The organism is Curtobacterium sp. MCLR17_042 (assembly GCF_003234695.1).
Classification (GTDB): Bacteria; Actinomycetota; Actinomycetes; order Actinomycetales; family Microbacteriaceae; genus Curtobacterium; species Curtobacterium flaccumfaciens.
This window is the reverse complement of sequence record NZ_QKTD01000006.1, coordinates 128,266-141,140: the sequence shown is the minus strand read 5'-3', so window position 1 is coordinate 141,140 and position 12,875 is coordinate 128,266. Positions and strand designations below refer to the sequence as shown.

At 71.1% G+C, this 12,875-nt stretch carries 16 protein-coding genes; 6 read left to right on the top strand and 10 right to left on the bottom strand.

The window, feature by feature from the left end; translation table 11 throughout:
• The first annotated feature begins 88 nt into the window (after positions 1-88).
• Positions 89-931 (top strand): helix-turn-helix transcriptional regulator, encoded by an 843-nt coding sequence (locus DEJ02_RS08325; protein ID WP_111032640.1) that lies wholly within the window; start codon positions 89-91, stop codon positions 929-931.
• A gap of 45 nt (positions 932-976) precedes the next feature.
• Here the strand turns inward: DEJ02_RS08325 and DEJ02_RS08320 are convergent, their stop codons facing one another.
• Together DEJ02_RS08320 and DEJ02_RS08315 are read right to left on the bottom strand one after the other, a co-directional pair.
• Entirely contained in the window at positions 977-1,924 is a 948-nt protein-coding gene (locus DEJ02_RS08320; protein ID WP_111032639.1) for a hypothetical protein, read from the bottom strand.
• On the bottom strand, positions 1,921-2,271 hold the full coding sequence (locus DEJ02_RS08315; RefSeq protein ID WP_071404801.1) for a PadR family transcriptional regulator: 351 nt from the start codon (positions 2,269-2,271) through the stop codon (positions 1,921-1,923). The genes DEJ02_RS08320 and DEJ02_RS08315 overlap by 4 nt, the downstream gene beginning before the upstream one ends.
• Positions 2,272-2,482: 211 nt before the next feature.
• Between DEJ02_RS08315 and DEJ02_RS08310 the strand changes: the two genes are divergently transcribed.
• From DEJ02_RS08310 to DEJ02_RS08300, 3 genes are all read left to right on the top strand, one after another.
• Complete coding sequence (locus DEJ02_RS08310; RefSeq protein ID WP_111032638.1) at positions 2,483-4,003, top strand: putative Ig domain-containing protein; 1,521 nt, start codon at positions 2,483-2,485, stop codon at positions 4,001-4,003.
• Positions 4,004-4,190: 187 nt separating this feature from the next.
• On the top strand, positions 4,191-4,988 hold the full coding sequence (locus tag DEJ02_RS08305) for an L-threonylcarbamoyladenylate synthase (protein ID WP_111032637.1): 798 nt from the start codon (positions 4,191-4,193) through the stop codon (positions 4,986-4,988).
• A 20-nt stretch (positions 4,989-5,008) separates the two neighbouring features.
• Entirely contained in the window at positions 5,009-5,509 is a 501-nt protein-coding gene (locus DEJ02_RS08300; RefSeq protein WP_258378693.1) for a hypothetical protein, read from the top strand.
• A gap of 51 nt (positions 5,510-5,560) precedes the next feature.
• Here the strand turns inward: DEJ02_RS08300 and DEJ02_RS08295 are convergent, their stop codons facing one another.
• Both DEJ02_RS08295 and DEJ02_RS08290 read right to left on the bottom strand, forming a co-directional pair.
• Positions 5,561-5,980, bottom strand: coding sequence for a Rid family hydrolase (locus DEJ02_RS08295; RefSeq protein ID WP_111032636.1), 420 nt, complete (start codon positions 5,978-5,980; stop codon positions 5,561-5,563).
• Between the two features lie 38 nt (positions 5,981-6,018).
• The gene (locus tag DEJ02_RS08290; RefSeq protein WP_111032635.1) at positions 6,019-6,801 is read right to left on the bottom strand and encodes an SDR family NAD(P)-dependent oxidoreductase; all 783 of its coding nucleotides are present in this window, start codon (positions 6,799-6,801) and stop codon (positions 6,019-6,021) included.
• 86 nt (positions 6,802-6,887) lie between these two features.
• On the opposite strand from DEJ02_RS08290, the gene DEJ02_RS08285 reads away from it, so the two are divergent.
• Positions 6,888-7,736, top strand: coding sequence for a helix-turn-helix transcriptional regulator (locus DEJ02_RS08285; protein ID WP_111032634.1), 849 nt, complete (start codon positions 6,888-6,890; stop codon positions 7,734-7,736).
• A gap of 7 nt (positions 7,737-7,743) precedes the next feature.
• Here the strand turns inward: DEJ02_RS08285 and DEJ02_RS08280 are convergent, their stop codons facing one another.
• The 5 genes from DEJ02_RS08280 to DEJ02_RS08260 all read right to left on the bottom strand — a co-directional run bounded on the left by DEJ02_RS08280 (position 7,744) and on the right by DEJ02_RS08260 (position 10,950).
• The gene (locus tag DEJ02_RS08280; RefSeq protein ID WP_111032633.1) at positions 7,744-8,424 is read right to left on the bottom strand and encodes a hypothetical protein; all 681 of its coding nucleotides are present in this window, start codon (positions 8,422-8,424) and stop codon (positions 7,744-7,746) included.
• Entirely contained in the window at positions 8,421-8,615 is a 195-nt protein-coding gene (locus tag DEJ02_RS08275; protein ID WP_111032632.1) for a hypothetical protein, read from the bottom strand. The genes DEJ02_RS08280 and DEJ02_RS08275 overlap by 4 nt, the downstream gene beginning before the upstream one ends.
• Before the next feature lie 207 nt (positions 8,616-8,822).
• A complete protein-coding gene (locus DEJ02_RS08270; RefSeq protein WP_111032631.1) occupies positions 8,823-9,122 on the bottom strand; it encodes a Dabb family protein in 300 nt (99 codons plus the stop codon).
• Between the two features lie 63 nt (positions 9,123-9,185).
• Entirely contained in the window at positions 9,186-10,073 is an 888-nt protein-coding gene (locus DEJ02_RS08265) for an SDR family oxidoreductase (RefSeq protein ID WP_110858568.1), read from the bottom strand.
• Positions 10,074-10,218: 145 nt separating this feature from the next.
• Positions 10,219-10,950 carry a trypsin-like serine protease gene (locus tag DEJ02_RS08260; protein WP_084740785.1) on the bottom strand — a complete coding sequence of 244 codons (732 nt, stop codon included), beginning with the start codon at positions 10,948-10,950 and terminating at the stop codon, positions 10,219-10,221.
• A gap of 199 nt (positions 10,951-11,149) precedes the next feature.
• Here DEJ02_RS08260 and DEJ02_RS08255 point away from each other — a divergent pair, with 199 nt between their 5' ends.
• Positions 11,150-11,863, top strand: coding sequence for a GAF and ANTAR domain-containing protein (locus DEJ02_RS08255; RefSeq protein ID WP_111032630.1), 714 nt, complete (start codon positions 11,150-11,152; stop codon positions 11,861-11,863).
• Here the strand turns inward: DEJ02_RS08255 and DEJ02_RS08250 are convergent.
• A complete protein-coding gene (locus DEJ02_RS08250; RefSeq protein WP_111032629.1) occupies positions 11,860-12,864 on the bottom strand; it encodes a diacylglycerol kinase family protein in 1,005 nt (334 codons plus the stop codon). The two genes, DEJ02_RS08255 and DEJ02_RS08250, sit on opposite strands and share 4 nt — an antisense overlap.
• Positions 12,865-12,875 lie beyond the last annotated feature (11 nt).

Here is a 12,875-nt window from a genome sequence, read left to right as displayed (position 1 = left end):
TCGGGCGGCGGGAGACGCTGCTGATCCTCCCATCGGTGGGACCAGCAGGGCCAGGACCCGGGCGCCCCTCGACGCGCAGACTGGGGACATGGCGGACACGGACTTCGGGCACACCCTGCGGCGGCTGCGCGACCACGTCTCCCCCGAGGCAGCGGGCGTGGTCGTCGGGGCCCGTCGGCGTGCGGCGGGTCTGCGGCGTGAGGAGCTGGCCGGGCTGGCGGGGATCTCCGCCGACTACCTGACCCGGCTCGAGCAGGGGCGGGCGACCTCGCCGTCCGCCCAGGTCGTCGAGGCGCTCGCGCGGGCGCTGCGGGTCGCCGATGCCGACCGCGAGCTGCTCTACCGGCTCGCCGGGCACGCGGTCCCCGGCGCCGACGTGGTCCCGTCGAGGATCCCACCGAGCGTGCAGCGGCTGCTCGACCGACTGGCGGACACCCCCGTCGCGGTGCTCGACGCCGCCGGGAACCTGCTCGTCGCCAATGCCCCGTACGACGCACTGATGGGGCCGATCGGGGCCCTGCGCGGGAACGACCGGAACACCGCGTGGCGGCACCTGGTGGGGTCCGGCAGCCGCGCCGTGCACACGCCGGAGGAGCAGGCGGCGTTCGAGGCGAACCTGGTGGCGGGGCTCCGGATGACCGCGGCGCGCTACCCGCTCGACCGCCAGTTGCAGCAGCTCGTGCGAGACCTTCGGGCGGCGAGCCCGCGGTTCGTCGAGCTGTGGGACTCGGGCGCGACCGCGCTCGGCGAGACCGCCCGCCGGAAGGTGATCGACCACCCGCACGTCGGGCTGATCACGCTCGACTGCGACACCCTGGTCGTCGGGCCGGAGGACCTGCGGATCCTGGCGTACACGGCCGAGCCCGGGTCGGTGGACGCGGAGCGACTGGCCCTGGCGATCGTGGTGGGGACGCAGTCGTTGGTGGAGTGAGGCGGGGGTTCGATTCCGGTGTGCCCCGACTCCGACTCGGCCGGACTAGCGAGCGGGCCGCACAGGTCTCCGCGGTGGGAGCGCAAGGGAACCACGACTGTGGAGGACGAGCAGGACCAGCCCGAGGGCCACCGGGAGTGCCACCAACTCGACGGACCCGCTCCCGACGTCCATCGCGCGGACTTCGTTCACCGCGAGCGCCCCGACGTACGGGACGAGACTCAGGACGATCGTGAACGCTGTCCGCCACCACCGCATGATCGCGACAACGACGGCGCTGATCTCGAGCACTGCCGTCCCGTACCAGGCGTAGAGGTTCCCGTCCCACAGGGACCGGCTGTACTGCCACTGTCCGGGATCGCTGACGCTGCAGTAGCTGAGGGCGCCGAGCAGGAACCACCCGACGGCTGCTGCCGCGGTGTGCTGGGAGCGGTGCGGGCGCCCGAGGGCCGCGACGACCGCACACGCGCTGAGCAGGAGCAAGGTCGCCCGGTCGACACTCCAGACGCCCGGGTACCGGTTCAGGAGGTACGGCGACACGGTCCCGAGCAGCACGGACACCAGCAGGACGACGCGCCCGACGTTCCACCGGCCGGAGAGCGCAGTGACGAGGGCGATCACCCAGAGCGCCGCGAACACGAAGCCCGTGTCGCGGAACGGTCCGACCTGCACCATCGATCCCGGAGCCGGGTTGCCGGTGATCCACGGCACCCAACTCGAGAACAGGAACTCGGCGAGAGCAAACCCGGTGCCGAGGGTCAGGGCCACCGTGCTCGCGGGGTTCCGCACATCGGCCACCACGAGCCCGTCGAGCCGCAGGCCCACGCCGTGCTCGGCGATGGCCCGACGTTCCTGGCGGGTCGGACGCTCTCGGCCTTCGCCCTCGGCGACGTCGAGGAGCGTCCCGACGAGCGCGTCGGCGTTCGCGGAACGCCACGCAGCCGGGTACCAGGCGAGCAGTCGGCGGTACCGAGCTTCGAGTTCCGCGCTCATGCTCCGGCAACCTTTCCGGAGATGCTCGACGTGCGCGGCAGACGGGCACGCACCGCGCGGAGCCTGACCTCGAGTCGCTCGGTCTCCAGCGCGAGCCGCTGTTCGCCCTGGGTGGTGAGGGCGAAGTAGCGCCGGAGACGCCCCCCAACGACTTCGTCTCCGGCGCCGGTCACCAGTCCGTCCTGTTCGAGACGTTCCAGTGTCTTGTACAGCGTCGTCACCGGCAGGCTGACGTCGCCCTCCGTGAGCTCGGTGACTGCCTGGATGATGCCGTACCCGTGGAGCCGTCCCCGGGCGAGGGTGGTCATGACCCAGAACGCCGGCTCTCGCAACTCTGCTGTTCGCATGGTGAGACCATATGCCCGAAATGGGAATATTTCCACCTCTCCAGGTGAGCGCTGCGACGAGTGCGGCGCGATGCCGCTCCCCCACTTCGCGGGTGATGCCTGCCCTCGGGCTCAAAGACGCTTCACAGGTTGGCTACGATCCGAGGGCGCCGGCTTCCGGCGATCGCACTCGTCCGGCCGTTGTCGGACGGCACACCCGAGGGGACAACCCGTGCCACACAGCACCGCAACACTCCGACGCGCATGCGCGATCGGCGCGACGATCGCCGTCATCGGCCTGAGCACCGGCTTCGGGGCACTGTCTGCCTCGGCGGCAGAACTGCCGGACGCAGCACCGGCGAGCGCGTCGGCAAGTTCGACCGCGGCACCCACCGAGGACACCGCGCCCGGAACCGGCACGGACACCGGCACCGGCACCGGCACCGGCACCGATGAGGAGACCGCAGCAGCGTCGCCCGACGCGACGACTCTTGTCGTCCCGGTTCCGGCCGCCGAGGACACGGAGGTGCCCGCGGACGAGACCACCGCGCCCAGCAGCGCGCCGGCCGCCCCGGCGACGTCTGCTCCCGCCGTCGCCGACCCCACCGCGACCATCGCCGGGGATGCGACCGTGGGCAGCACCCTCACCGCGACGGGGACGGGCTTCACCGGCACGCTCTCCTTCGTGTGGACGGGTGACGGCACCACGCTCCCCGTCACGACCGAGTCCTACCTCGTCCTCCCTTCGGACGCCGGCAAGGTCATCGCCGTCACGATCACGGGCGACGACGACCAGACAGCAACGGCGTCGACCGCTGCGGTGACACAGGCCGCCTCGTTCCCCGAGGCGACCACCGAGGACGAGCCGGTCATGCTGTCCACGACGGCCGGGGAACGGTTCACCCACACGTTCGCCGCGGACGGGTTCCCGAAGCCGACGTACTCGGTGGAGTACTTCTCGCTCGACGACCCGTACGCCGACGAGACCGATCAAGACGAATCCGGTTACCTTCCCTACGGTCTGTCGCTCGACCACTCCACCGGGGTGCTGTCCGGCACCTCTGACTACTCGGGCACGTACGCCTTCCGCATCGTCGCGACCAGCGGCACGACGACCGCATCGCAGTACGTGAACCTCACGACGGACGCCTCGACACCGCTCGGCGTGCGGGTGACGGCCGAGGACAAGGACACGTTCCTCACCGCTCATTCCACGAGCTGGGTCGTCGAGCGCGACGGCACCGTCTGGACCTTCCAGAACGAGACCACGCCCGAGCCCGACGGCGGTTACAGCACCTTGGGCGTGGGCTTCGAGGGCGGGCAGCCGACCATCGATCAGGGCGGCACGCTCCTGGTCGGCGGGAGCCTCGTCGACCGCTTCGGCAACGAGGTCGACGGCGCCGACGGCTACCCGGCACCGTTCACGGTGACGTCCGACCACACCTCTGACGTCATCGTCCCGAACACCGACCCGTGGGCAGGTGCCGAAGTGACGTTCCCGCACGCGTCGACCCACGCCCTGACCGTGGCGTCGAGCAGCTTCGCGACGGCGTTCACGGTGGACGTCCGTCCGACGGCTTCGACGGTGGCGACCCCTGTCGCTCCGACGAGCGCGGTCTCCGCTGCCGTCCCGACCGACCAGCTGGCATACACCGGGAGCGACGCGATGCACCTGCTGCCGTGGGCTGCGGGACTCGCGCTGACCGGCGTCGGCGTGATCGCGCTGCAGGCCCGTCGTCGGAAGCGATCCTGACCCACCACCGATGAACGACCGAGGGGCCCAGCGCGTGCTGGGCCCCTCGGCCGTTCACTGCGAGCCCGCCTGAACCCTTCGGAGAAGGCCCACAGGTCGGGTCCTTCGCCCTTGTCCGGCTCGGACGCCGTCCATAGGCTCCCGCTGTCAGACGATCGTCTGATTCCAGAGCGGGACGAGGACGGGCATGAACGACGACACGCAGGTCAGCATGAACCGGGTGCACTGGGACGGTGGCGTGCCGCGCAGTGCGGTGGACGCCCTGCTGCACGACGGCGGGCTGGCGGTGGTCCCCACCAAGGTCGGCTACATCCTGATGACCTCGGACCGCGCGGGTCTGGAGCGCAAGTTCGACGCGAAGGAACGCAACCGCAACAAGCCGGGCGTCGTGCTCGTGAGCTCGCTCGAGATGCTCCGGAGCATCGCGCAGCTCACCCCCGAGATCGACGCCCTGTACCAGCGGTGCTGGGACGAGGACGTCCTGCTCGGGTGCATCCTGCCCTGGAGCGACGAGGGTCGAGCGGCACTGCCGGCGGACGGCTCCGACGAACTCATGATGGACACCCGCGGGACGTCCTGCTTCGTCATCAAGTTCGGCGTCCCCGGTGAGCTCGCCGCCCGCGAGCTCTGGACCGAGCACGGCAAGTTCGCCTTCGCGAGCTCGGCCAACCCGTCGGGCACCGGCAACCGTGGCGTGGTGGACGGCATCGGCGAGCGCATCGCCGAGCGCGCCGACGTGATCGTCGAGGCGGACGACTACGTCGCGTCCATCCAGCCGGAGCAGAGTGCCGAGACCCGCTACGAGCAGGGAGTCATGGTGTCGATGGTCGACAGCACCGGAGCCCTGATCCCGCTGCAGGACGGACGCCGATCGGTCGTCCCCGCACCGACGCTGATCCGCAAGGGGCTCGACGTCGACCGGATCATGGGGCTGCTCGCGGACACGTTCACGAGCTGGGACTACCGGCAGGGTGAGTACTACTGAGCCCGCACGAGAGGACTTCCGTGGGCCGGCAGCGCCTGTCGCGTGAGGACGCCTCGAGCCGCATCACCGCGTTCGTGTACGGCAACATCGTGATCCTCGGCACGATCGCACCGATGCTCCCGGACACCGCCGAGAGCGGTCGGGGGCTCTGGTACGTCCTCGCCACCGCGTTCTCGACCTTCCTCGCACACACCTTCGCCGAATCGGTCGGCCGACGTGCGCGGAGCGACCACCGCCTCACCGGGGAGACCGTCCGCGCCGAGCTGCGAGATTCGCTGCCCATCCTCACCTCCGGTTTCCTGCCGGCTGCCGTCCTCGCCTACGCATGGCTGACCGGCACGTCCGGACTCGCGGCGGAGATCATCGCGATCGCGTACCTCGTGGTCCGGCTCGCCCTCCTCGGGCCCGTCGTGGCCAGACTCCGCGGGGAGAACCCGTCCCCGCGGACGTTCGTGGCCGGCCTCGTCCTCGCGCTCGTCGGTGTCGGCATCGCCCTGGTCAAAGCGGGTCCGGGCTTCTGAGGCGAGCGTGCGCGAGGCGCGCGAGCGCGGGAACCTCGACACCTCGCGTCATCACGTGGGCTGATCGTCGGCGACGGCCGCGACGGCTTCGATCTCGACCAGCTGGTCGTCGTAGCCGAGCACCGTGACCCCGAGCAGGGTGCTCGGCACGTCGTGCGCGCCGAAGGCATCGCGCACCACCTGCCATGCGGTGACGAGGTCGGCCTGCCGCGAGGACGCCACGAGCACCCGGGTGCTCACGACGTCCTCGATGGACGCACCTGCGGCACGCAGCGCCTCCTGCATCGTCTCGATGCACCGGGCAGCCTGGCCCGCGTAGTCGCCGACCGCGACGGTCGACCCGTCCGCGGCGAGCGGGCAGGCCCCGGCGAGGAACACGAGCCGCGTCCCGGCCGGCACGGTGGACGCGTACGCGTACTGCGCCGCATCGCTCAGGACGTCGGACCGGATGAGACGGACTGCGCTGGCCATGCCCGTCATCCTGCCAGGGACGCCCGGACCGTTCGGCGTCAGGCTCCGGCGCCGCCGTCCACGGGGACGATCGCCCCGGTGACCATCGACGCGCGATCGCTGAGCAGCCACGCGGCAACCTCGGCGACCTCCTCGGGCTCGGCCATCCGACCGAGCGGCACCGTGGCGTTGATCTGGTCGACGATGCCCGGCGTCGCTGCCTCCCACGCGTCGATCATCTCGGTCGCGGTGCCGCCGGGGGTGATGCCGTTCACCCGGATGTGCGCCGGAGCCCAGGTGACGGCCGCGGTCTCGGTGATGCTGTTCAGCGCACGCTTCATCGCACCGTAGGCGGGCAGCGCCGGGTTGGCGCGGCGGCTGCCGATGCTCGAGGTGTTGACGATGGCGCCACCCGCGCTGCGACGCATCAGTTCGGCTTCGGCGTTCATCGCCACCCAGTGTCCGCGGAAGTTCACCGCGAACTGGGTGTCGATGTCCTCGTCGGTGGTGGTGTCGAGCGGCCCGGGCTGCTGGATGGTCGCGCCGTTGTTGAAGGCCCCGTCGAGCCGACCGTGCAGCTCGTCGACGCGGGCCACCGCTGCACGGATGCTGGCGGAGTTGGCGAGGTCGAGTGCGACGGCATCGGCCGTGCCCCCGGCCGCTCGGACGTCGGCGACGACGGTGTCGAGTGCGTCGGTGCTGCGGGCGGCCAGGACGACCCGAGCGCCCTCCCGAGCGAAGAGTCGGGCGGCCGCCGCACCGATGCCGCGGCTCGCGCCGGTGATGAGGACGACCTTGTCGGACAGGAGGCCGATGGGACTGGTGGTGGTGTCGTTGTTCATTGGATCAGCGTCACGCCGGACGACCGACCGGATACAGGTACGAGCGGTACCAGGATCCGGGCGCCGAACCGGTGGAGACTCGTGCCATGGACAAGCCGGAACTCGCCGCGTTCCTCCGCTCTCGACGCGAACGCCTGCGCCCCGAGGACGTCGGGTTGCCGTCGGGACCACGACGTCGGACGCCCGGGCTCCGTCGTGAGGAAGTAGCGGTCCTCGCCCACATCTCCACCGAGTACTACGTCCGGCTCGAGCAGGGTCGCGCACCCCGACCCTCCGCCGAGGTCCTCGCGGGCATCGCCGGGGCGCTCCTGCTCACCTCGGCGGAGTCCGACCACCTGCACGCACTGGCCGGCACGGCCGCACTGCAGCTGGGCCGGGTGCGCCGCGATGTCCGGCCGAGCATCCTCGCACTCGTGGACCGGCTGCCGCAGACCGCTGCGATCGTCCTGTCCGCCACCTTCGACGTGCTCGCGTGGAACCCCCTCGCCGCAGCGCTCATGGAGGACTTCTCGGTGCTCGACCCGGCCGAGCGGAACCTGGCCCGGCGGGCGTTCCCCGCACACCCCGGCCCGGAGACTCCGCCGCCCTACGGGATCTCCGACGGCGCCGAGTTCCGGCGTCACGTCGTCATGCAGCTCCGAGCAGCCCGGACCCGATACCCGGACGACCCCGCCGTGGGCGACCTGATCGCGGAACTCAGAGCGGGCGACAGTGAGTTCGGGCGGCTCTGGGACCAGCACGACGTGCAGATGACGCCCGTGCTCACCAAGACCTTCCGGCACCCGTCCGTCGGGTCGGTCACGGTCGACTGCGACAGCCTCGTGCTCACCGACCGCGACCAGCACCTGGTGCTCTACACGGCCCCGGTCGGTTCACCCGACGCCGACGCCCTGGCCCTGCTCGGTGTGCTCGGAGCCGAACCCGTCAGCAGGTAGCGCAGCGTCAGGCGCAGTACTCGTACGGCAACATCGCGACCGACCCCACCCAGATCGCCCCCACGGTGGTGCCGTCCGTCCCCAGCTGGAACGTCATGTAGCGCCCGTCGGCCTGCACGCTCCACATCGAGTACGGCCCCTGGTCCTCACCGTAGGTGCCGGTGTACTGCAGGTCCGGGTACGCGGAGCGCACCTCGGTCAGGGGCGCTCCGATGCCGATCCCGGCGTCGGTCTCGGGCGAGTTCGTCGTCACCGGGTCCGACCCCACCCCACCGATGGTCACCCCGGCGACCTTGCCGTCGCGGGGGATGACGATGAGGCCGGGGGTGTCGGACCGCTCCCAGAAGGTCGTCTCCGGGCTGGCCGGACACGCATCCGTACTCCGGGTGTAGGCGGCTGCCAGGTCGTCGATCTCGCCCTGCACCGGACCACCGAGGGCGATCGGTCCGACCTCCTGGGTCGAGATGGTCCACGTCGCGGGGTCCGACAGGCTGAAGGCCGTATCGGTCGCGGTCGGGGTCGCAGCGGGGGTCGGAGTGTCGGGGTCAGCCGGCGCCTCCGGGGTCGCGGTCGCAGTCGCCGTCACGGTCCGGGTCGGCGTCGCGGCCGGTGAGCCGGAACAGGCGGTCAGCGCCATCGCTGCGATGAGCCCGAGGGCCACCCCGGCGGTCCGGGCGGTGCCGTTCACGCGGCCCCCGCCGCACTGCGCCCCTGCCGATCCGGTGGGAGCTGGGGGCCGGGTTGCTGCACGGTCCTCCAGCTGCCGATCCGCGGGTCGAGCCGGACGGCATCACCGCATTCGTCGCAGTGCGCCGCTCCCGCCTCGCCGAGCAGGATCTTCGCGCCGTCGTGGACGAACGGGTTCGGGTTGCCGGGCATCGTCTGTTTCCCTCCGTCGGCGGATGTCGAACGGTCCCCGCCCGCAGGCGGGGACCCGACCGGCGCGGGCTCCGGAGAGCCGCAGCGCCGGCCGATGACCCCCGCGCCGTTGCGATGGCCGATCCACCGTACGTCGAGCCTCCACGAGGAACGGAACCCCTCGTCCGCCATCGCAACCAGAGCGTTACACAGCTTCCGACGCAGCGATCAGTCGGCGTCCTCGACGTCGAACACGACGACCCGCGCACTCGCCGCACCGATGAACTCGGCCACCGGCCGGTGCTCCGGGTGCGGCAGGTACCCGGCGAGCGCGGCACGATCGCGGAACCGGATGACGAGCATCCAGTGGAACCCGCCCTCCAGCCCCTCGGTGCTCACGCTCGTGCCGGACTGCACCGACTCGACCCCCTCGACCCGTGGCAGGTGCTCGTGCGACAAGGCCGTGGCCTCGGACGACCGGTCCTCCCCGTCCCACTCGACCAGCACGGTGTGCGTCACTCCGGACACGTAGTCCCCTTCCTCGAACGCAAGAACGCGAAACCCAGAACCTCAGAACCTCAGAACGCCAGATCAGAACGCCGGCGTCCCGCCAGCGATCGTGATCGTCGACCCGGACTGGTAGCTCGACTCCGGGCTGACCAGGTGCACGTAGGCGGCACCGAGCTCGGCGGGCTGACCGGGACGGCCGAACGGCGAGCTCTCACCGAAGTGCGACACCGTCTCGGCATCGTCGGAACCCGGCTGCAGCGGCGTCCACACCGGCCCCGGCGCGACGGAGTTCACACGGATGCCCTTCGGCGCGAGCTGCTGCGCGACGGCCTCGGTGAAGAGCTTGATCGCGCCCTTCGACACGGCGTAGTCGATCTTGTCCGGCGAGGGCGTGGATGCCTGGATCGAGCCGGTCGTCACGATGGTCGACCCGGGCTCGAGGTGCGGCACCGCAGCCTTGGTCAGCCAGAACAGCGAGTAGATGTTGGTCTTGAAGGTGGAGTCGAACATCGAGGTGTCGAGCGTGAGGATGTCCTCGTTGCTCTCCATGCGCCCCGCGACCATGACCAGGGTGTCGAGGCCGCCGAACTCGTCGACGCCCTTCTGCACCAGGTCGGTGCAGTACTGCTCGTCGGAGATGTCCCCGGGGAACAGCACGGCGCGACGGCCCTCGGACTCGAGCAGGTCGCGGACCTGTTCCGCGTCCTCCTGCTCGTCCGGCAGGTACGAGAGCACCAGGTCCGCACCTTCGCGCGACAGTGCGATGGCCGCGGCACGGCCGATGCCGGAGTCGGCACCGGTGACGATGCCGCGGTACCCCTTCAGCCGTCCGAGACCGACGTAGCTTTCCTCGCCGTGGTCGGGCTTCGGGTCCATCTTCCACGCGGCACCCGGCAGCGACTGCTCCTGCTTCGGGTACGGCGGTGCCGGGTAGAGGGTGTTCGGATCGCGCTTCTCGTACTGGCTCATGGCCCCACTGTCGTCGCAGCGCCCGCACGGGCGCTCAGCTGGTGGGTGACGGACGCCGAGCAGGCGACCCCGGTTCTGGAGACGGGCGGGGACGGACTGGAGGCGCGGTGCCAGCTGACACCGCGCCTCCAGTCCGTCAGGTAGTTCAGACGCCGGCCGTGGTCCGGATCCAGGACGAGGCCTGCGACAGCAGGGCGTAGTTCGAGCCGGCCTTGGTGTTCGCGCCGGGGTCGGCGCTGTCGCCGGTGGAGCAGACGGCGACGACCTTGCCGTTGACGAGCAGCGGGCCGCCCGAGTCGCCGTGGTTCGAGGCGCCGGTCACGCCGGTGAGGTGCTGGGCACGACCGCTGAAGGCGTCGGTGCTCGCGCCGGTGAGCGAGACGGTGGCCTGGTACAGGCCGTCGGACTGGGTCGCGTTCGCACGCAGGCCGTAGCCCTGGATGGTGCCGGTGCCGCTCGACTTGGCGGTCGCGGTGAGGTCGAGGGGTGCGTAGGTGGACAGCGAGTAGGCGGTCCGCAGGTGCACGAGCGCGATGTCACCCGCCGGCGAGGCACTGACGCGGTCGACGGCGACGGCCGTGCCGCGGTTGACGGTGGAGTTCGAGTGGTAGACGTTCATCGCACCGATGCCGTCGATGCAGTGCCGGGCGGTGAGGATCCACGAGGCGTTGAGCTGCTCGCCGGTGCAGTTGCTGACGTAGCCCGAGGGGATGCTCCCGCCGGAGGCTTCGAGCTGCACCGCCCACGAGGTGGTGGGGGCCTTCTCGCCGCCGACGACCTTCGTGCTGACGGGCAGCGCGGACGCGGGCGAAGCGGCGAACACGCCGGCGGTGATGACGGCGACCGCGGCGAACGCGGCGGCGATGGACTTCTTCATGACGACTCCTCTGTCGGTGAAGCACCTGTCAGTTGCTCTGTGCAACTGATGCGTCATCCTGACCCCCTGACCAGGGGTCGCACCAGTCCGCACTTCGACGGACGCTGCTCCCGGAAGGGCCGTCGCGGACTTGCTGACGGTCGTCCGCTACGCGAACTGGCTGAGCCGTGCGCCATCGGTCTGGTCGTAGCGTCGAAGCATGACGACCAGTGACGCGATCAACCTGCCGGATCGGTTGGTGCCGGCTCTGGACCCTGACCTCGAGGTGCTCGACGCCATGGACCGGGTCATCGCAGCGTGCGTGGAGGGGACCTCGGCGACGGAGGCCGGGGTCGTGCTCGCGGACCGGTCCGGCGTGCTGCAGGTCGTCGCCTCGACGAGCGAGCGCAGCAGCGAGGCCGAGGAAGCGCAGCTCGGGACGAACGAGGGCTCGTGTCTCGACTGCTACCGGACCGGCGAGACGATCGACGTGCCCGACGTGTCGACGCGCGAGTCGGAGTGGCCGACGTTCGCGGCGACGATGCGCGAAAACGGGCTGCACGGCACGTTCGCCGAGCCGATCCGCCTGCGGGACCGGACCATCGGCTCGCTGTGCGTCTTCGCCGACAACACCCGCGGGCACAGCGACCAGGACGTCGTGCTGCTCCAGCTGCTCGCCGACGCGGCTTCGGCTGCCCTGGTCCGACAGCGCGACCGCGGGGTGTCGACCACGATCGAGGAGCAGGTCGAGGACGCGCTCGAGGCCCGGGAACTCCTCGAACAGGCCAAGGGTGCACTCGCGTACCGACGGGGCATCCGCATGGACGAGGCGTTCCAGGTCCTGCGACGTGCTGCTGCCGGTGCGGGCCGCGGGATCCGGGCCATGGCGGAGGACGTCGTGCACCGGGGCGCCGACCTCGGCAGCACCGGCTAGGCCCGTCGGGTCCGCGGCCCGTCCGGCTCCGTCCGGAGGACCAGGCCGTGGTGGTCGGTGGTGAGCGTCACCGCGACCACCTCGCCGAACGCGTCGCCGTCGAGCTGCACCCGCTCCGGCGTGTCGACGGTCAGCCGCAGCGTCCGTGCCCGGGTGTACCGGAGCGCGCGTGAGGTCGGCAACACGCGAGCGAGGAGTCGCCCGAACCGGGTGCGCGCGAAGAAGCGGTTGAGCGTCAGGGCGTAGCCGACCTTGGTCCACCCGAACCAGCCGGCGGGCCGGAACGCCACGGCGTCGAGGATGCCGTCGTCCGGTCGCGCCGCGGGCAGCAGCAGGATGCCCGCGGTCAGGGTGCCGCAGTTCCCGACGATGATCGTGTGCGCGCTCATGCTGCGGAGCGGGCCGTCGTCGATCCCGTAGTGCACCGGGATCTGCCGGTTGCCGATCACGGACCGGGCGATGGGATCCGAGTAGGCGACCCATCCGAACCGCTTCTTCACCCACGCGTTCGTGTCCGCGGCCATGCTCGCATCGAGCCCGATGCCGGTCATCACCAGGAACGCGTGCGACGTCGTGGTGCCCGCCGGGTCGGTCAGGTCGGCCAACCCGACGTCGATCGGGCGGTCCGTCCCGCTGAAGTCCGCTCGGACGGACCGCACCAGGTCGCCGAGGGGCAGCCCGAGGTTCCGCGCGAACAGGTTGCCGGTGCCGCTGGGGAGGAGCGCCACCGGGATCCCGGTGCCGCGGAGTTCCGCGGCGACGACCCGGAGCGTGCCGTCACCCCCGGCGACGAGGACGACGCTCGGGCGGGCGTCGCGCGCGGCCCGGGCAGCCGCCCGTCCGTCGTCTTGAGCGCTCGTCTCGAACCAGAGCGACTCGGCCCATCCATGTGCGCGCTCCTCGGCGCCGAGCACCGCTCGGAGGCGGGCCTGGTCGATCTTGGTCGGGTTCACGACCACGGCGGCTCGGAGCTGCTGGGGTTCGTTCGGGAGGTTCGGCACGGGGGTGGTGG